We start from the raw sequence: 18,631 nt of genomic DNA, 5'->3' as shown, positions 1-18,631 counted from the left end.
GGGCAGAATCCTCTCAAGCGATACGGAGCGTGCCAGCCAGTTGCACCGGCAAGGCGTCGACGGCCTTGCTCCGGGCGCGGCGGTCGCTGTTCAAAGGGATGTCGTAGGTGATGCGTGCGCCATAGGCGCCGGGGGCGTGCGGATCGAGGCGGACCTTGTCGAACACCAGCAGCCGCGTGCCGAGGCTGAAACCTTCGGACAGGTCATGGGTGACCATGAACACCGTCAGTCGGGTCTCGCGCCACAGCTCCAGCAGCAAGGCGTGCATGTCTTTGCGGATGCCCGGATCGAGGGCGCCGAACGGTTCGTCGAGCAGCAACACCCGCGGCTTCATGATCAGCGCCTGGGCGATGGCCAGCCGCTGTTGCATGCCGCCGGAGAGCTGCGCCGGGTACTTGTCCAGCGAGTGGCCCAGGCCGACTTTGTGCAGCAACACCGAAGCCTGTTCGCGGGCCGCTTTTTTCGCGCCGCCGAACAGTCGTCCAAGCAAGGGTGAGCGCGGCAGTTCGAGACCGAGGGCGACGTTGTCCAGCACGCTCAGATGCGGGAACACCGAGTAGCGCTGGAACACCACGCCACGGCTGGCGTCCGGCTCTGCGGCCAAGGGCTGACCGTCGAGCAGGATCTCGCCACGACTGGCGCGCTCCTGGCCGAGCAGCAGGCGCAGGAAGGTCGATTTGCCGCAGCCGGACGCGCCGACGAGTGTGCAGAACTCACCTTCGTTGACGCTCAGGTTCAGACCTTCGAGCACCACCTGATCGTCGTATTGCTGCCAGACGTTTTTAACGGTGATGAAACTCATTTGGCAGCCCCCTCATACCAGGGAAAGGCGCGGTGAGTGAGGTGCTTGAGCCCCCAATCCATCAGCCAGGCGAGCAGGGTGATCCACACCACGTAGGGCAGGATCACGTCCATCGCCAGGTAGCGGCGCACCAGGAAAATCCGGTAGCCGAGACCGTCGGTAGAGGCGATGGCCTCGGCGGCGATCAGGAACAGCCATGCCGAGCCGAGCATCAGTCGCAGCGAGATCAACAAGCGGGGCAACAGTTGCGGCAACACCACCCGCAGCATCAGGGTCCAGGTCGAAGCGCCGAGGGTCTGGGCCTTGATCAGCAACTCCACGGGGATTTCCCGGGCGCGCTGTTCCAGGTCACGGGCCAGGGCCGGGGTGATGCCGATGACGATCAGCATCACTTTCGACAATTCCCCCAGGCCGAAGACGATGAACAGGATCGGCAGGATCGCCAGCGGTGGCACCATCGACAGCACCGTCAGTAACGGTGACAACGGCGCACCGAACAGCGGCAGGGTACCGGCGGCGATGCCCAGGCACAGCCCGGCCAGGGCGCTGATGCCCAGGCCGATGGCCAGGCGTTGCAGGCTGGACGCCGTGTCCTGCCACAGCAGGTATTCGCCGGTGCGGGTGTCGGCCACGAACGCCAGGCGTTTCACCGCATCGGTCATCTGCACGGCGCTGGGCAGTAGCTTGTCGTTGGGGTTGTCCGCCAGTCGCTCGGCCGAGCCTGTGAAGTAGGCGAACAGCACCAGGGCGAACGGCAGGATCACCAGCAACAGGCGACTCGGACGGTCCGGGTGACGGTTGATCAGGCGCATGGCCAGTTCTCCTGATTACAGCTTGGCGTCGGCGGCCATCTGCACGTAACTCGGGTCGAAACGCAGCTTGAGGTTGCCTTTGTCGCCGCTGGTCACACCGTTGGCGAAGGCCATGCCGACTGCGCTGGTGTCCTTGGCGCCTTCACCCAGCAAGCCGTGCTGGAAGGAGAATTCGGCGACCTTGCGCATGGTCTCCGGCAGTTGCTTGCTGGTGGAAAACGCCAGCGCTTCTTTCGGTGTGGCGAACAATTTAGTGGTGTCCAGTTGTGCCTGGAAACCCGCCAGGTCAGTGCCCGAGGCCTTGGCCATGTGTTCCAGCGCGGCTTTGCTGGCGGCGTTTTTCGCGCTCATCAACTCGACCACTTCGAACCAGGCGCCAGTCAGTGCCTTGCCCAGGGCCGGGTTGTCTTTGAGGGTGGCGCTGTTGACCACCATCATGTCCATGATTTCGCCGGGGATCTGGCTGGAGTTGAACACCTCGGTCACGGCAGGCTTGGCCTTGATGTCCGAAAGCATCGGGTTCCAGGTGGTGACGGCACTGACCTGATCGGTGTTGAAGGCGGCGGAGATGTCGGCGTCGGAGGTGTTGACCACTTTCAGGTCTTTCTCGGTGAGGTCCACCGAATCCAGAGCCCGGGCCAGCAGGTAATGGGACACCGACAGCTCCACCAGGTTGACGTCCATGCCCTTGAGGTCGGCGACTTTTTTGCCTTCGCCCTTGAGCACGATGCCGTCATTGCCGTTGGAGAAATCGCTGACGATCAGCGCAGTGCTGTCGACGCCGCCGGCGGCCGGAATGGTCAGCGCGTCCATGTTGGTCATGGTGCAGCCGTCGAACTGGCCGGCGGTGTATTGGTTGATCGATTCGACGTAGTCGTTGAGCTGTACCACATCGATCTTGATGCCGTACTTTTTCGCCCATTTGTCGACGATGCCCTGGCTGCCGGCATATTCCCACGGCATCCAGCCGGCGTAGATCGTCCAGCACACGCTGAAGTGGTCTTTCTGGGCGGCCTGGGACGAGAAGCTCACGAGGGCTGCGAACGCAGCGGCGAGCAGGGCGGGTAAACGAAGCTGGGACATGGTGGTTCTCCAGTTGATCAAGGACGGACAGGACGGCAGCGGCACCGCTAACGGTGGCTTGTCTCCCGGGCTTTTGTCCCGCCGTGTAACCTCAACTGGAGGTCGCCAACTCTCGGACCAGTCACTCGCGATTGCGAGCCGGAACCCTAGTCAGCCATTTGCAAATTGTGGTGCCGCGAACCTGTAGTGACGCCTGCACATTTTTTTGGAACAAGTGCGCTAAAGCGAGAGGCGTGCCAAGTCGGCCCGAGGGCTCTAGCGTGGGGGGCGGGGTGATCGGCGGGTTTGATCGGGAAAGCAGGCTGCCTTGTGATGGTGCGCAAGTGCACCGCATTGGAACGTATCCGCCGCTGATCAGGAGGTGCTCGCGGCATTGCACTTGGCACAGTTTTGCCAGTCAAAACAGATGTCAGCCGGTCTGTGCCGACTGCTGTCACGGGTCTTTACGGAGGCCGTCATGTTGCGTCGATTGTTGTTCGGTGCATTGCTCGGAGTGGGATTGTCTGGCTGCTACTACTACGACAGTCCTGCCGACGTCTACGCGGCACCTTATTACTATCCCGGTTACTACTCGCCTTATTACCACGGCGGCTATTACGGCCCACGTTATTACGGTGGTTATCGCTCCTATTACTACGGTGGGCATGGTTATTACCGTGGCCACGGCTATCACGGCGGTGGATATCGCGGTGGCCACCGTTAATCAGGACGTGAATGGATGAAAAACCTTTCATCGGGCAGATGTTTCTACTTGTTTCATAGACGCACCAGATTCCGAATTCGATGTCTGATATTTCGACAGTCACCGAACATTTGATTGTCGCCTGTCAGCGTCGCTGGCGTGGCTTATCCGCGGTCCAGGAGGCCGCCATGCTCTGTCAAAAAAATCTGTGCCGAATTCTTCTGCTTGCTCTGTTGGGGTTGTCCCTTGGTGGGTGCGCGCCTTACTACGACGAAGGAGGCAGTTACTACAGTTCCGAAGTCTATACCTCGCCTGCGCCAACCTATTACACCGGGAGGAGCTCTTACTATTCCAATGGTTATTACACACCGCCGCCCCGGTATTACGTGCCACCAGCGCGGTATTACCAGCCGACACCGCGCTATTACTCGCAGCCGCGGATGTATCAACCGTCGCGCCAGTACCAGTCGCCCCCTCGTTACTATCAGCCGTCGCAGGGTGACTACCGCATGCATCAGCACCATGACTGGGACGGCCATAACCGCGGGAACTGGAACAACGACTATCGCGGTCAAGACGGGCGCAACCATCGTAGTGAGCGTGGCGGTCACAACTGGCGGGATAACCACCGCTAATCATTCAGTTAAATACAATTCCTGTGGGAGCGAGCCTGCTCGCGATGGCGGTGTGTCAGACACTCCGTCTTCGCGAGCAGGCTCGCTCCCACAGTTCGTTCAGTACTCGGAGAGGTCCGCCAGCGGATGCCGACCTTCCCACGCCTTGTGAAAATGCGCCTCTACTACCGCGTCCGGCACGTTTTTGATGTCCGGCCAGTGCCAGTGCGGCTTCTGATCCTTGTCGATCAACCGGGCACGTACGCCTTCGCTGAATTCCGGATGACGACAGCAATTGAGGCTCAGGGTGTATTCCATCTGAAAGACTTCGGCCAGCGACAGGTGCCGGGCGCGGATGATCTGCTCCCACACCAGATGAGCGGTCAGCGGGGCGCCTTCGTTCATGGTCCTGGCTGCGCGGCTCAGCAATAGATCTCTGTGATCGCGCAAGGTGCTGATGGCCTTCCAGGCGCAACGCACGTCACTGACATCCAGCAGCTCGTCGATCTGCTGACGGCGCGGCAGCCACTGGGCTTCGGGCATCTGCGCCACGGCTTCCTGTTGCAAGGCCTTGAGCAGGCTGTTGAGCTGCATCGGTGTCTGTTCCTGCCAGTTCAATTGCAGCAGACCTTCGATCAACTCCGGCTGCTGCTCATCGAGCAGGAAACGATCCGCCAGGTCCAGATCGATGGCATCGCGGCCGTTCATATGCGCACCGGTCAGGCCCAGGAATAACCCGAGCTTGCCGGGCAGGCGCGACAGAAACCAACTGGCGCCAACGTCCGGGTACAGGCCGATGCTGATCTCCGGCATGGCCAACCGGCTGCTCGGCGTGACGATGCGGATGCCTGCCCCTTGCAACAGTCCCATGCCGCCGCCGAGCACATAGCCGTGGCCCCAACAGATCAACGGTTTGGGGTAGGTGTGAAGTTTGAAGTCCAGGCGATATTCCGCCGCAAAAAACTGCGCGGCCAGTGGCGGTACTTCACCTGGATGGACGCGACAGGCTTCCACCAGGCTGCGCACTTCACCACCGGCGCAAAAAGCCTTGGCGCCTTTGCCGCGCAACAGGACGCAAACGATCTGCGGGTCCTTGGCCCAGGCCTCCATGCGGTCGCGCAGGGCGTTGATCATCGGCAGGGACAGGGCGTTGAGGGAATTTTCGGCATCCAGACTGGCGATGCCGATGCGGGCGCCGTCCGTGCCGGTGAGTTCTTCGAAGTGCAGATTCATCGTGACCTCGATCGGGAATTTGAGGGTTAAGTATGATCGCTATATGGGAAAGTGCCGGATCTGCGTCAGATCAATTGACAAGTGTGGCGAGCTTTCCTAGGGTTCGCGCCAATTGTTTTTGCCGGATGTAACCATGACTGCTGACGACCGTATCAAACTCGAACCGGGCTGGAAGGAGGCACTGCGTGCCGAATTCGACCAGCCCTACATGGCAGAATTGCGAAACTTCCTGCAACAGGAGCGGGCGGCCGGCAAGGAGATCTATCCGCCGGGGCCGATGATCTTCAACGCGCTCAATTCCACGCCGCTGGACAAGGTCAAAGTGGTGATCCTCGGCCAGGATCCTTATCACGGCCCGGGCCAGGCTCATGGTTTGTGCTTCTCGGTGCAACCCGGCGTGCCGGCGCCACCGTCGCTGGTGAACATCTACAAAGAGCTCAAGCGCGACCTGAACATCGACATCCCCAACCATGGCTACCTGCAGAGCTGGGCCGATCAGGGCGTGCTGATGCTCAACACCACCATGACCGTCGAGCGCGCCAACGCCAATGCGCACAAGGACAAGGGCTGGCAGTTTTTCACCGATCGGGTCATTGAAGTGGTCAGCCAACAGCAACCACACCTGGTATTCATGCTGTGGGGCGCCCATGCCCAGAGCAAGCAGAAGCTCATCGATGCCACCAAGCATCTGGTGTTGACCTCGGTGCACCCGTCACCGCTGTCGGCCTATCGCGGCTTCCTCGGTTGCGGGCACTTCAGCCGCACCAACAAGTTTCTGGAGCAGAATGGTGAGACGCCGATCGAGTGGCGCTTGCCGCCGGTTTGATGTGCTGACCGGGCCGGCCCCATCGCGAGCAGGCTCGCTCCTACAGGAAAATGCATTCCCCTGTAGGAGTGAGCCTGCTCGCGATGAAGTCGACTCAGTCTTACTCTGGATCGCGGTTCCAGTACTTGAACAACGGCTCCGCCAGAAACAGCACGAACAACAGGCGCATCACCTGCATCGCCGTCACCAGCGGCACCGAAAGTTGCAGGGTCTCTGCCGTCAGGCTCATCTCGGCAATGCCGCCGGGCATCATGCCCAGCGTCAGCGAGCGCAGGTCCAGATGGGTCAGCGCGCTCAAGCCCAATGCCGCCACCGTGGCGATCAGCATGGTCAACGCCGTGCCAATCAAGGTGCGGCCCATGAACGATGGCGCACGCCGGAAAAACTGCCGGTTGAAGTGACAGCCCAGACCGCTGCCGATCAACCATTGGCCGATCTGGCTACCGCCGTTGGGCAAACCGATGTGCAGGTCCCAGCCGATGCTGACTGCCGCACTGACCAGCAATGGCCCGAACAGCCAGGGGTTGGGTTGACGCAGGCGTTCCCAGATCCAGGCGGCCAACGCGCCAACGGGAAACAACACCGCCAGCCAGCGCCAATCGATGCTGCCAACATGGGAAATCGGCGCTCCGTCGCCCAACAAATACTTGAAGGCTGCCGGTACGCACAGCACGACCACCAACACCCGCAAACTCTGCCCCGCCGCCACACGGCTGAGCACCGCGCCGTTGCGGGCGCCGAGGTTGACCATCTCCCCGGAACCACCGGGCATGCTGGAAAAGAAAGCCGTGGCGCGATCTTCACCGGTGCGGCGCATCAGCCACACGCCGACCACGGCAGACAGGCTGGTGACCAACGCACCGAAGAAGATCAGACCGAAATGACTCAGCACCTGCTCCATCACCGGCGGGGTGAAGTGCAGGCCGATACCGATGCCGACGATCCACTGGCCGCACTTGCGCCCGCCAGGGATTTCGGCCAATTGCCAGGGTGTCAGGCAGCGCACTAGGATGATCGCCAGCAACGAGCCGACCATCCACGGCAAAGGCCAGCCGACCTGGCTGGCGAGGTAGCCGCCAAGCAGGCCGACCAGCGGGGTTCCCCACCAGTTTCTGAAGGGTGACCGATCAGACATCGGCGATAGCGCGCTGCGTGGCCGAACGTTTGCGCCAGATGCGGATGATCGGCATCAACAGCATGATCGCCGTCAGTACCCAGACACCGAAGGTGATCGGGCTCGACCAGAGGATTTCCAGCGCGCCGTTGGAAATCGACAGGGCGCGACGCAGGTTTTGCTCCATCAGGCCGCCGAGGATGAAGCCCAGCAGCAGCGGCGACAACGGGAAGTCCAGCTTGCGCAGGATGTAGCCGAAGATGCCGATACCGATCATCAGGAACAGGTCGAACGTGGTGGCGTGCACCGCGTAGACGCCGATCCCGGTGATGATGGCGATCACCGGCACCAGTGCCCAGTTCGGCACGGCAAGGATGCGGGTGAACACGCGGATCATCGGGATGTTGAGGATCACCAGCATCACGTTGGCGATGAACAACGAAGCGATCAGGCCCCAGACGATGTCGGGTTGTTCCTGGAACAGCAACGGGCCCGGGGTGATGTTGTACAGCGACAGGGCGCCGATCATCACCGCCGTGGTGCCGGAGCCTGGAACACCGAGGGTCAGCATCGGCACCAACGCACCACAGGCTGCGCCACCGATGGCGGTTTCCGGGGCGGCGAGGCCGCGCTTGTCACCTTGGCCAAATTTGCCGCCAGCACCGGCGATGCGTTTCTCGGTCATGTACGCCACGGCACTGGCCAGGGTCGCGCCGGCACCCGGCAATACGCCCATGATGAAACCCAGTACGCCGCAACGGATGTTCACCGTGAACACCGACGCCGCTTCCTTGAAGTTGAACATCATGCGGCCCGTGGCTTTCACCGCTTCCTGGCCGTGATGGGTTTTTTCCAGCAGCAGAAGGATTTCGCTGATGGAGAACAGACCGAGCACCAGCACGACGAACTGGATGCCGTCAGTCAGGTGGATGTTGTCCCCGGTGAAGCGATACACACCGCTGTTGGCGTCGATGCCGACGGTCGACAGGAACAGGCCGATCAGCGCCGCGATGAACGTTTTCAACGGACGGTCACCGGCCATGCCGCCAAGGCAGACAATTGCAAACACCATCAGCACAAAGTATTCCGCCGGCCCGAAGGCAATCGCCCATTTCGCCAGCAGTGGGGCGAACAGCACCATGCCGCAAGTCGCGATGAAGGCACCGATGAACGAGCTCCATGCCGACAGCGACAGCGCGACACCGGCCAGGCCCTGGCGGGCCATCGGGTAGCCATCGAGGGTGGTCATCACGGTGGACGCTTCGCCCGGAATGTTCAGCAGGATCGAACTGATCCGGCCGCCGTATTCGCAACCCAGGTACACCGCCGCCAGCAGGATCAGTGCCGACTCCGGTGGCAGGCCGAGGGCGAATGCGATCGGGATCAACAGTGCGACGCCGTTGATCGGCCCCAGGCCCGGCAACAGGCCGACCACGGTGCCGATCAGGGTGCCGCACAGTGCGGTCACCAGGTTGTACGGGCTCAGCGCGACGCCGAAGCCCTGACCCAAATAGCCAAGAGTATCCATATCAGTTCTCCAGAACGTCGAGCAGGCCGAGGGGCAGCGGTACGTCCATCACGCGGTCGAACAGCAGATAGAGACCGACGGCCATCAGGCTGATGATCACGATGCTGGGTACCCAGCGGCCGCCATACAGGCGCGCCATCGGCACACCGGTCAGGATGCTGGCGACGATGAAGCCCAGGGGTTCGAAGGTGCCGGCGAATACCAGCAACAGCACTACGCAGATGCCGATCTTGGTCAGGGTCTCGCGATCCAGCGGCGGCTCGTCATCGCTGTGCTTGATCGGCGCAGGACGGAACACCATGTACAACAGTGCCGAGCCCATCAGGCCGAGCATCAACAACGGGAAGGCCCGAGGTCCCACCGGTTCGTAGGAAAAAGCCGCTTGATACGGCCACGCCATCAGTGCCAGGCCGATACAGACCAGCAACAGCACCGAAGCAAAAATGCGTTGTAAGAGCATGAGGAACTCCTGGGCTGCGGCTCCGCCAAAACGGAGCCGCAACCGCTAGACAGAGACGATCACTGGATCAGGCCGAACTCTTTGGCCAGCACTTTGTAGTCCGCGACCTGCTTCTTCACGTAGGTGTCCAGCTCCGGGCCGGTCATGGCGAACGGGAAGAGCTCGCGCTGATCGCGCAGCTTGGCGAAGTCTTCGGAGGCCAGCAGTTTGTCGAAGGCCGCTTTCCACCAGGCGTAGTCTTCATCGCTGACTTTTGGCCCGAGGTAGAAGCCGCGCACCACCGGCCAGACAATGTCATAGCCTTGCTCGCGTGCTGTCGGAATGTCCTTCATTTCCGGCTGGTCCAGACGCTTGTCGGAGAACACTGCCAACAAACGCATGTCACCGCTCTGGATGTGCGGCATGGAGTCGGAGATGTCGGTGCTGCCAACCTGGATGTGGCCGCCGAGCAGGGCGGTGGCAATCTCGCCGCCACCTTCGAGGGCAACGTAACGCAAGTCGCGCGGGTTGATCCCGGCAGCCTTGGCGATCAGCGCGGTTTGCATCCAGTCCTGGCTGCCGACGGTGCCGCCGGAACCGATCACTACTTTGCTCGGATCTTTCTTCAGTGCCTGGACCAGATCGTCCAGAGTCTTGTAAGGAGAATCGCTTTTAACCGCGATGGCGCCATAGCTGGTACCAACGGCGGCCAGCCAGCGCACGTTGCTTTCATCGAAGCGACCGAACTTGCCTTGCGCCAGGTTCAGCAGCGAACCACTGGACCAGGCCACCAGGGTGCCGGCATCGGCCGGACGCTGGGCGACCACCGCGTTGTACGCTACCGCGCCGACACCGCCGGGCATGTAGGTCACGCGCATTGGCTTGGTCAGCAGTTTTTCGTTGACCAGCGCGCTTTGCGCCAGTTTGCAGGTCAGGTCGAAACCACCGCCGGGCGAGGCCGGGGCGATGCATTCCGGACGTTTGGGTTCGGCGAGCGCTTGGCCGGTGAGCAGCAGGACGCTGGCGGCGAGGGCTAGTTTACGCATTGACAGGTTCATTCAAGTCTCCTTGGGAGTTGTTGTTATTGACGTACTGAATTACCAAAGGGCAACGCTATAGCTCACCAGCAGACGCACTTCATCGGCATCGCGAGCGGAGTAGTTGGAACGGTAGGTGGCATTGCGCAGACGCACGGCGACATCCTTGAGCGCGCCGCTTTGTACAACATATTTAATCTCGCTGTTGCGTTCCCATTCTTTGCCTTCGTCACCGTTCTTGAGCTTGATGTTGTCACCGCTCACGTAACGGCTCATGAAGGTCAGGCCGGGGACGCCGAGGGTGACGAAGTCGAAGTCATAACGCGCTTGCCAGGAGCGCTCTTGGGCGCCGGCAAAGTCGTTGATCTGCACGAAGTTCACCAGATACGGGTCGCTGCCATCCACATAGGGGAACGCGCTGTCGCCGGACATGTGCTGGTAGCCCGCGCTGAACTTATGCCCGCTCAAGGCGTAACTCACCAGACCGTTGAGGGACTTGTTGTCGATCGGGCCGCCGCGGGCCTCGCCCTGGTCATCACTGATGGCAAATCGCAGGTCGCTGGCAAAGGTGCCAGGGCCGAACGGCTGCGCAGCAACCAGCCCGAGATAGTGCTGGTTGTAGACTTCATCGAGTTGCGCGAAGTGGTAGCTGCCGGTGATTTTGTCGGTGAACTTGTAGTCCACGCCGCCAAAGTCGAAGTGCTTGCCGGCCACGGTGCCAGCGAAGCGGCCGTTCTTGTTGTTGAGGGCGATGTCCTCGAAGTCGGTGCTGTCGCGATCCTTGGCCTTGTCCAGACGCCCGCCGGTGAAGGTCAGGCTCTTGATTTCCCTGGAGGTCAGCATGCCGCCCTCAAACGTCTGCGGCAGGATGCGCCCATCGTTGGGTTTGAGGATCGGCAGTTCCGGAATCAGGGTGCCGATTTTCAGCTCGCTGGCGGAGATTTTCACTTTGCCGGTCAGGCCGAGTTTGGAGTATTCGTCGACGGCTCGCCCATCGTCAGTCGGCAGCAGGCCGGTACCGGTGCGGTCAGGGCTTGAATCGAGCTTGACCCCCATCATGCCCAGCGCATCGACACCGAACCCCACGGTGCCGTCGGTGTAGCCTGATTTCAGATTGAGCATGAAACCCTGGGCCCACTCGTCACGCTTGGACTGTTGGGCACTGGTACCGTCGCGATAATCGCGATTGAAGTACATGTTGCGGGTTTCGAAAGTGGCCGAGCTGTTGTCAAAGAATGCGGCCTGGCTCAACGGTGAAAAACCGGCAAGGGCGGCAGCGCTGGCAAGCGCAGCGTGGCTGAAACGGGAGAGGCGGGCAGGCGCGATAGCCTGGGTCTGCAGGGACTGCATGGATGACTTACTCCGTTTATTGTTCTTATTTGTCGAAAACGCTTCGAGGCGTTTTTCGTATCGCTGTGTGGCTGCAGCGACGGCAGTCGAAACTGTCCGTGGTCCGACTCTAACGGGCTAACCTTTCGCTAACCTTTCAGAAGGCTTTCACGATTTTTCGGGCTTCACAGCGACGGATGCCGCTGTAAACTCCGCGCCAAAGAATGGCGTCGACCATCCCTGAATGAGGTAAAGATCCATGCGTGTTCTGCTCGTCGAAGACCATCTGCAGCTCGCCGAAAGTGTCGCTCAGGCGCTCAAGAGCACCGGGCTGACCGTGGACGTTCTGCACGATGGCGTGGCAGCCGACCTGGCGCTGGGCAGCGAGGAATACGCCATGGCGATCCTCGACGTCGGCTTGCCGCGCATGGATGGTTTCGAAGTGCTGGCGCGCTTGCGGGCGCGGGGCAAGAACCTGCCGGTGTTGATGCTGACCGCCCGCAGCGACGTCAAGGACCGGGTCCACGGCCTGAACCTCGGCGCCGACGACTACCTGGCCAAGCCATTTGAACTGACCGAACTCGAAGCCCGGGTCAAAGCCTTGTTGCGCCGCAGCGTGCTGGGTGGTGAGCGCATTCAGCGTTGCGGTGTGCTGGCCTATGACCTGGAAACCCGGCGCTTCACCCTCGGCGAAGAGTTGCTGACCCTGACCTCCCGCGAGCAAGCCGTGCTCGAAGCCCTGATCGCGCGCCCCGGTCGGGTGATGAGCAAGGAGCAACTGGCCTCGCAGGTGTTCGGTCTCGATGAAGAGGCCAGCCCCGATGCGATCGAAATCTACGTGCACCGCCTGCGCAAGAAACTCGATGGCCAACCGGTCGCCATCGTGACCTTCCGCGGCCTCGGTTACTTGCTGGAAAGCCGCGATGCATAGTCCGAGCAGTCTGCGCTGGCGGTTGCTTTGGAACCTGGCGCTGTTGCTGGTGGTGTTGATGCTGGCCAGCGGATTGAGCGCCTACTGGAACGGTCGTGAAGCCGCCGACACGGCTTATGACCGGACCCTGCTGGCGTCGGCGCGGACCATCGCCGCCGGCGTCTCCCAGCGCGATGGCTCCCTGAGTGCCGACGTGCCCTACGTGGCCCTCGATACTTTTGCCTACGACAGTGCCGGGCGAATTTTCTACCTGGTCAACGACATCAATCAGAAGCTGATTTCCGGTTACGAAAACCTGCCCGCGCCACCGCCGGGAACGCCGCGCACTGATGACTATCCGGCGCTGGCACGTTTCTACAACGCCCAGTACCGCGGGCAGAACGTGCGAGTGGTGAGCCTGCTCAAGCCCGTGAGTGAGCCGAACATGAACGGCATGGCGGAAATTCGCGTGGCGGAAACCGATGAAGCGCGCGTCAGCATGGCCCGCAGTCTGGCGGCGGATACGTTGCTGCGCCTGGGCATGCTGGCAATCGGTGCGTTGATGCTGGTGTGGTTTGCGGTGAGTGCCGCGTTACGTCCGCTTGAGCGCTTGCGCACGGCGGTGGAAGAGCGCCAGCCGGACGATCTGCGCCCCTTGCCGCTGGTGGAAGTGCAGCGCGAATTGTGGCCGCTGGTGCGCGCCCTCAATCACTTTACCGAGCGCTTGCGCGGACAGTTCGAGAAGCAGGCGCAATTCATTGCCGAAGCCGCCCACGAACTGCGCACGCCATTGGCAGCACTCAAGGCGCGACTGGAGCTGGGCATGCGTTCGGCCGAGCCCGACACCTGGCGCAGCACCCTGGAGACCGCCGCCCAAGGCACTGATCGCCTGACTCATCTGGCCAATCAGTTGCTTTCCCTGGCTCGGGTCGAAAATGGCGCCCGGGCGATCGCCGAGGGCGGCGCGCAGTTACTCGACCTCAGTCAGTTGGCTCGGGACCTGGGTATGGCCATGGCGCCGCTGGCCCACAAGCGCGGCATCGCGCTGGCGCTGGAAGCGGATGAACCCGTCTGGTTGCGGGGCGAACCGACGTTATTGAACGAACTGCTGAGCAATCTGGTGGATAACGCACTGGCTCACACGCCACCGGGTGGCAACGTGATTTTGCGCGTTTCGGCGCCGGCRGTGCTGGAAGTCGAAGACGATGGCCCCGGCATTCCTCTTGAGGAACGCGATCGGGTATTCGAGCGCTTTTACCGACGCAATCAGCAAGTGGCCGGTTCAGGGTTGGGGTTGGCGATTGTCGGTGAGATCTGCCGCGCGCATCTGGCGCAGATCAGCCTGCACGACGGTGAGCACGCAGGGTTGAAGGTGCGGGTGAGTTTTATTGCGGGAGATTGATGGGGCTTGTTCTGGTCCCATCGTCGGAACGCCGCCCGGAGCAAGCTCGCTCCCACACTGGATCTATGCAGCACCACAAATCCTGTGGGAGCGAGCTTGCTCGCGATGGGGGCGGCGCGGTTTTGGATCAGTAAAACATCGAGCGTGTTTCTTCCAGGTCAGCACACATCGCCTTGTCGTCCGGATCGATCCCGAGTTTGACGAAAGCAGGCACGCTGAAGGGATCGATGCGCGAGATCGGATGGTCGGTGTCTTTGTGGCAATACAGGCTGGCCACTTGCACCAGATCCACATAATCGACCTGCGCAGACTGGCGTTTGAAGTTCAGGTACAGCTGCGGCACTTGCACCAGCATGTCGGGAAATTCCCAGACCCTGAGCAGTTTTTCGCCGATCAGCGGATGAATCTGGTCGATCACATGGTTGAGGCTGACCGGGTCGGACAGCAGCTCATAGTGATCTTCGGCGTAGGTCAGGATCGGCAGCACGCCGATCTGATGCACCAGCCCGCCAAGGGCCGCCTGGTCGGGCTTGAGTCGGGTATAGCTGCGGCACAAGGCGTAGCTGACGCCGGCGATTTCCAGGCTTTTACGCCAGACATCGCGCATCTTCTGTTCAACCACGTCGGAGCGGGCATGGAAAATCTGCTCCATGACCAGGCCGATCGCCAGATTGCAGCTGTAGTTGATGCCCAGGCGGGTGATCGCGGTATGCAGATCGGTCACTTCCTGGGTCGCGCGCAACAGTGGGCTGTTGACCACTTTGATCAGGCGTGCCGACAGCGCGGTATCGCGGCCGATCACTTTGCTCAGGGTACTGACGCTGACTTCCGGGTTTTCTGCGGCCTTGCGAATCTGCAGGGCCACTTCCGGTAACGTTGGCAGAACCAGGTCATCGTTATTGATGGCCTCAACCAAATCCTTTTGGACCTTTTCCGCCAGTTCGCTCATGTAGTCTCTCTAGGTGTTGCGCCAAATGCTGCCGTTATTGCTGGATTTCGCGATCGCGGTCCAGTTCATAAGGCAGGTCGAGCAGCTGCAGGGACGGCCCTTCGAGCTCGCCCAGGTGGATGTCTCCACTGTCTGCTGCTTCGGCTTGCAACACAGCCAGCAGTTCAATGTTCTGCCCGGCGCGGGCAGCCAGCACCACTTCGCCGATGGAACTGCCGTGGGTCGGGGAAAACAGCGGGGTACCCGGCTCAGGCAATTCGCTGGCAGCCAGTTGCAGGCGATACAGACGGCGCTTGAGTTTGCCCAGGTACTGCATGCGCGCGACGATTTCCTGCCCGGTGTAGCAACCTTTCTTGAAACTCACGCCACCGACCGCTTGCAGGTTGAGCATCTGCGGGATGAACAACTCGCGGGTACCCGGCATGACCTGGCCGATCCCTGCGCGGACCTGGCCCAGCAGCCATTGATTCAGATCAGCTTCGCTCAGCACCGCCGATAGCTTGCCTTTGACCGCATTGGCTTGACCGGCGGCAACCCACAACTCGGCGCGTTGCGGCGAGACACGGATGGCGATCAGTCCATCGTTGCGCACGACGCTGTCGGTTTCTGCCGGCAGGCCCAGACCGAGGCTGGCCAGGGCGGCGTCGCCATGGTCAATGCCGAAGCGGACCCAGGCGGCACTTTCATCGGTCAGTTTCGACTTGGAAAACACCGCGTATTTTTTCAGGTCCGCCAGTTGCGGTTCGAGCAATTCAGTGGCCATGGCCAGGACCACGCCATCCCCTTCGAGCAGGATGCGGAAACTCGATTGCATCCGGCCTTTCTGGGTGCAGCGCGCACCGAGGCTGGCCCGGGAATCGCTCAGGTAGTTGAGATTGCAGGTCAGTTGGCCTTGCAGGAATTTGCTGGCGTCCGCGCCGCGGACCGCGAGAACACCTTCATGAGAAAGCGTGCAGAAAAAAGCAGAATCGGCCATGGGTCATCGCAGGGTAAAGAGTCTGGCGGACATCATAAGGGGGCGCCTTCGAAATGGGTAGTTCACAAAGGATCACCGGTGCCCGACCAAAGCCGACTGTTCGACGGAGCGCGGGCCTGTATACTTGCGGCCTATTTGAGGAGCGCTCCATGGTCGAAGATGTTGAACTGAACCGCCTCTACTGGCACAGCCGCCGCGGCATGCTTGAGCTTGACGTGCTGCTGGTGCCGTTTGTGAAAGAGGTTTACCCGCACCTCAACGAGGTTGATCGCGCCTGCTACGTCAGGTTGCTCGAATGCGAAGATCAGGACATGTTCGGCTGGTTCATGGAACGCAGCGAATCCGAAGATCCTGAACTGCAGCGCATGGTTCGCATGATCCTGGACCGTGTCCAGCCCAAGTAACTCGTTCGAATGCCGCTGGCATGCCTCACGGCACTTGCTGGCGGCGTATCTTCTGGCCCAGCTGTTCGCGTTGGGTTCGTTGTTTTTACTGTCAATTCCGCTCTGGGCCAGCTCGCTTGGCGTCGCGCTGTGCGTGGCTCACGGAGTCTGGCTGTTGCCCCGGCAGATCTTGCTGACGCACCCGCAGGCATTTTGCGGCTTGCGGCGTGATGCCGATGGCTGGCAGTTGTGGAGTCGGGCCGGGGGCTGGCAGCCCGTGCAACTGAGGCCGGACAGCCTGGCGCTGCCGTTGGTGGTGGTACTGCGTTTTCGATTGCGTGGCGAGCGCCGGGTCAGGGCCATTTGCGTGCCCCGGGATGCGCAGGCGGCGGATGTGCACCGACGCCTGCGGGTCCGGCTCAAGTTCAGCCGACGTAGGTGGGCGGCACCAGAATAGTGTCCAGCGCGACCGGCAGCAGGTTCGGGTAGTCGAGGGTGTAATGCAGGCCACGGCTTTCCTTGCGCTCCATGGCCGACAGAATCATCAGCTCGGCCACTTGAGCCAGGTTGCGCAGCTCGATCAAATCCCGGCTGACCTTGTAGTTGCTGTAGAACTCGTCGATTTCATCCAGCAGCAATTGCACGCGGTGTTGCGCCCGCTGCAGACGCTTGTTGGTGCGCACGATGCCGACGTAGTCCCACATGAATCGCCGCAACTCATCCCAGTTGTGCGCAATGATCACGTCTTCATCGGAATCGGTGACCTGGCTCGCATCCCAGGCGGGAAGGGGGACTGGCATCGGAATCCGGGGCAACTGTTCGAGAATGTCCGCGGCCGCCGAGCGGGCATAAACGAAACATTCCAGCAACGAGTTGCTGGCCATGCGATTGGCGCCGTGCAGGCCGGTGAAACTGGTTTCGCCAATGGCGTACAGACCCGGCACGTCGGTGCGGCCCTGTTGATCGACCATCACACCACCGCAGGTGTAGTGTGCTGCCGGGACCACTGGAATCGGTTGCTTGGTGATGTCGATGGAAAATTCCAGGCAGCGTTCGTACACCGTCGGGAAGTGCGTCTTGATGAAAGCTTCGGGCTTGTGGCTGATGTCCAGATAGACGCAATCGACGCCCAGGCGCTTCATTTCATGGTCGATGGCCCGGGCGACGATGTCCCGTGGAGCCAACTCTGCCCGTGGATCGAAGCGTTGCATGAAGCGCTCGCCGTTGGGCAGCTTCAGGTGGGCGCCTTCGCCTCGCAGGGCTTCGGTGATCAGGAAGCTCTTGGCTTGCGGGTGATACAGGCAAGTGGGGTGGAACTGGTTGAATTCCAGGTTCGCCACCCGGCAGCCCGAGCGCCAGGCCATGGCGATGCCATCGCCGCAGGCGCCGTCGGGGTTACTGGTGTACAGGTAAACCTTGGCCGCACCACCGGAGGCGAGGATCACGAAACGGGCGCCGTAGGTGTCGACTTCGCCGGTGGCGCGATTGAGCACATAAGCACCGAGGCAGCGATCGCCTTCGAGTCCCAGGCGTTTCTCCGTAATCAGGTCAACCGCCACTCGCTGTTCCAGCAGTTCGATGTTGGGTCGTTTCCTGGCCTGGTCGAGCAGGGTAGTGAAAATGGCTGCACCCGTGGCATCGGCGGCGTGGATGATGCGCCGATGGCTGTGGCCGCCCTCGCGGGTCAGGTGGAACTCAAAGCCGCCATCTTCGTTACCCGACTGTTCATCGCGGGTAAAGGGCACGCCCTGGTCGATCAGCCACTGAATGGCTTCCTTGCTGTGCTCGACGGTAAAGCGCACGGCGTCCTCATGGCACAGGCCGCCGCCCGCATTGAGCGTGTCATCGACATGGGATTCAACGGTATCGGTGTCATCCAGCACGGCCGCAACGCCGCCCTGGGCCCAGAACGTCGAGCCATTGGCGAGGTTGCCCTTGCTCAGTACGGCAATGCGCAAATGACCGGGCAAGGTCAGCGCAAGGCTCAAACCGGCAGCACCGCTGCCAATTACCAGAACATCGTGTTGAAACTGTTGGCTCATTTCAGGATTCCGCTCAAAGCGACYCGGGTCGGGGGTGGCGCAGCTGGACAGGCGAGTCAAGGCAGCCGCACAGCCTACTAGTATATAGAGGGGGGGAGCGGCACAATACCCGAGCTGGCATGGCATTGTGAAACTACTGTGACGCAAAACATCGGACGCTTCGTCGGATGTTTTTCTGCCCGTTGGGCGCGAGAATGACTGTATCGCCGATTTAACAGTGTTTTTCCCTTCACGGTTGCACAATGTCGGGGCGGCGCCGCTATAAATATTTGGAACTTTTGCCAAAGGGCCAAGATCAATAGACGGTTGCCTGAAACAAGGGACAGCGTCGGCTTCAGTGCGGGATTGCGGTTTGATCCTTGCTGAAGAGTCCGATGACAAGATTATCCGCGCAGCCGGGTCAACTCGTGCTGCGCTTTTCGTGCGTGCCAAATCAGAGCCCGCAGGAAACTTGCCTGGAGGGGGAGAAC

Annotated in this window: 19 protein-coding genes and 1 riboswitch; of the genes, 7 read left to right on the top strand and 12 right to left on the bottom strand. The window is 61.2% G+C overall.

What is annotated here, in order from left to right; all coding sequences use genetic code 11:
* Positions 1 to 13 precede the first annotated feature (13 nt).
* The 3 genes from AC1DU9_RS10950 to AC1DU9_RS10940 are packed head-to-tail and all read right to left on the bottom strand — an operon-like array spanning position 14 to position 2,697.
* A complete protein-coding gene (locus AC1DU9_RS10950; protein WP_223462982.1) occupies positions 14 to 802 on the bottom strand; it encodes an ABC transporter ATP-binding protein in 789 nt (262 codons plus the stop codon).
* Entirely contained in the window at positions 799 to 1,614 is an 816-nt protein-coding gene (locus tag AC1DU9_RS10945; RefSeq protein ID WP_223462983.1) for an ABC transporter permease, read from the bottom strand. Before AC1DU9_RS10945 ends, AC1DU9_RS10950 begins: the two co-directional genes overlap by 4 nt.
* A gap of 15 nt (positions 1,615 to 1,629) precedes the next feature.
* A complete protein-coding gene (locus tag AC1DU9_RS10940; protein ID WP_223462984.1) occupies positions 1,630 to 2,697 on the bottom strand; it encodes a putative urea ABC transporter substrate-binding protein in 1,068 nt (355 codons plus the stop codon).
* A 60-nt stretch (positions 2,698 to 2,757) separates the two neighbouring features.
* Positions 2,758 to 2,858: riboswitch (guanidine-I (ykkC/yxkD leader) on the bottom strand.
* A 296-nt stretch (positions 2,859 to 3,154) separates the two neighbouring features.
* Between AC1DU9_RS10940 and AC1DU9_RS10935 the strand changes: the two genes are divergently transcribed.
* Positions 3,155 to 3,400: a hypothetical protein gene (locus tag AC1DU9_RS10935; RefSeq protein WP_457266122.1), complete on the top strand. Its 246-nt coding sequence runs from the start codon at positions 3,155 to 3,157 to the stop codon at positions 3,398 to 3,400.
* A gap of 167 nt (positions 3,401 to 3,567) precedes the next feature.
* Positions 3,568 to 4,014: a hypothetical protein gene (locus AC1DU9_RS10930; RefSeq protein WP_223462986.1), complete on the top strand. Its 447-nt coding sequence runs from the start codon at positions 3,568 to 3,570 to the stop codon at positions 4,012 to 4,014.
* 99 nt (positions 4,015 to 4,113) lie between these two features.
* Here the strand turns inward: AC1DU9_RS10930 and AC1DU9_RS10925 are convergent, their stop codons facing one another.
* Entirely contained in the window at positions 4,114 to 5,226 is a 1,113-nt protein-coding gene (locus tag AC1DU9_RS10925; RefSeq protein ID WP_223462987.1) for an enoyl-CoA hydratase/isomerase family protein, read from the bottom strand.
* A 133-nt stretch (positions 5,227 to 5,359) separates the two neighbouring features.
* On the opposite strand from AC1DU9_RS10925, the gene ung reads away from it, so the two are divergent.
* On the top strand, positions 5,360 to 6,052 hold the full coding sequence (gene ung, locus AC1DU9_RS10920; protein WP_008050720.1) for a uracil-DNA glycosylase: 693 nt from the start codon (positions 5,360 to 5,362) through the stop codon (positions 6,050 to 6,052).
* A 100-nt stretch (positions 6,053 to 6,152) separates the two neighbouring features.
* Here ung and AC1DU9_RS10915 read toward each other — a convergent pair whose 3' ends face one another.
* The 5 genes from AC1DU9_RS10915 to AC1DU9_RS10895 are packed head-to-tail and all read right to left on the bottom strand — an operon-like array spanning position 6,153 to position 11,520.
* Positions 6,153 to 7,187: an AbrB family transcriptional regulator gene (locus AC1DU9_RS10915; RefSeq protein WP_223462988.1), complete on the bottom strand. Its 1,035-nt coding sequence runs from the start codon at positions 7,185 to 7,187 to the stop codon at positions 6,153 to 6,155.
* Entirely contained in the window at positions 7,180 to 8,694 is a 1,515-nt protein-coding gene (locus tag AC1DU9_RS10910; protein ID WP_223462989.1) for a tripartite tricarboxylate transporter permease, read from the bottom strand. Before AC1DU9_RS10910 ends, AC1DU9_RS10915 begins: the two co-directional genes overlap by 8 nt.
* A gap of 1 nt (position 8,695) precedes the next feature.
* Positions 8,696 to 9,154: a tripartite tricarboxylate transporter TctB family protein gene (locus AC1DU9_RS10905; RefSeq protein ID WP_223462990.1), complete on the bottom strand. Its 459-nt coding sequence runs from the start codon at positions 9,152 to 9,154 to the stop codon at positions 8,696 to 8,698.
* A gap of 59 nt (positions 9,155 to 9,213) precedes the next feature.
* Positions 9,214 to 10,191: a Bug family tripartite tricarboxylate transporter substrate binding protein gene (locus AC1DU9_RS10900; protein ID WP_223462991.1), complete on the bottom strand. Its 978-nt coding sequence runs from the start codon at positions 10,189 to 10,191 to the stop codon at positions 9,214 to 9,216.
* Between the two features lie 39 nt (positions 10,192 to 10,230).
* Complete coding sequence (locus AC1DU9_RS10895; protein WP_223462992.1) at positions 10,231 to 11,520, bottom strand: OprD family porin; 1,290 nt, start codon at positions 11,518 to 11,520, stop codon at positions 10,231 to 10,233.
* A 238-nt stretch (positions 11,521 to 11,758) separates the two neighbouring features.
* Between AC1DU9_RS10895 and AC1DU9_RS10890 the strand changes: the two genes are divergently transcribed.
* A complete protein-coding gene (locus tag AC1DU9_RS10890; protein WP_007979804.1) occupies positions 11,759 to 12,430 on the top strand; it encodes a response regulator in 672 nt (223 codons plus the stop codon).
* A complete protein-coding gene (locus AC1DU9_RS10885; RefSeq protein ID WP_223462993.1) occupies positions 12,423 to 13,811 on the top strand; it encodes a sensor histidine kinase in 1,389 nt (462 codons plus the stop codon). The genes AC1DU9_RS10890 and AC1DU9_RS10885 overlap by 8 nt, the downstream gene beginning before the upstream one ends.
* A gap of 127 nt (positions 13,812 to 13,938) precedes the next feature.
* Here AC1DU9_RS10885 and AC1DU9_RS10880 read toward each other — a convergent pair whose 3' ends face one another.
* The gene (locus AC1DU9_RS10880; protein ID WP_223462994.1) at positions 13,939 to 14,760 is read right to left on the bottom strand and encodes an HDOD domain-containing protein; all 822 of its coding nucleotides are present in this window, start codon (positions 14,758 to 14,760) and stop codon (positions 13,939 to 13,941) included.
* Positions 14,761 to 14,794: 34 nt separating this feature from the next.
* Positions 14,795 to 15,736 carry a CAF17-like 4Fe-4S cluster assembly/insertion protein YgfZ gene (gene ygfZ, locus AC1DU9_RS10875; RefSeq protein ID WP_223462995.1) on the bottom strand — a complete coding sequence of 314 codons (942 nt, stop codon included), beginning with the start codon at positions 15,734 to 15,736 and terminating at the stop codon, positions 14,795 to 14,797.
* A 149-nt stretch (positions 15,737 to 15,885) separates the two neighbouring features.
* Here ygfZ and AC1DU9_RS10870 point away from each other — a divergent pair, with 149 nt between their 5' ends.
* Both AC1DU9_RS10870 and AC1DU9_RS10865 read left to right on the top strand, forming a co-directional pair.
* Positions 15,886 to 16,140 carry an FAD assembly factor SdhE gene (locus tag AC1DU9_RS10870; RefSeq protein WP_003184348.1) on the top strand — a complete coding sequence of 85 codons (255 nt, stop codon included), beginning with the start codon at positions 15,886 to 15,888 and terminating at the stop codon, positions 16,138 to 16,140.
* Entirely contained in the window at positions 16,124 to 16,576 is a 453-nt protein-coding gene (locus AC1DU9_RS10865; protein ID WP_223462996.1) for a protein YgfX, read from the top strand. Before AC1DU9_RS10870 ends, AC1DU9_RS10865 begins: the two co-directional genes overlap by 17 nt.
* On the opposite strand, the gene nadB is transcribed toward AC1DU9_RS10865, so the two are convergent.
* Positions 16,545 to 18,161 carry an L-aspartate oxidase gene (gene nadB / locus AC1DU9_RS10860; RefSeq protein ID WP_223462997.1) on the bottom strand — a complete coding sequence of 539 codons (1,617 nt, stop codon included), beginning with the start codon at positions 18,159 to 18,161 and terminating at the stop codon, positions 16,545 to 16,547. The two genes, AC1DU9_RS10865 and nadB, sit on opposite strands and share 32 nt — an antisense overlap.
* Positions 18,162 to 18,631: the final 470 nt, after the last annotated feature.

The organism is Pseudomonas sp. P4_C1, assembly GCF_056402155.1.
This window is presented reverse-complemented; position numbering and strand designations above follow the sequence as displayed.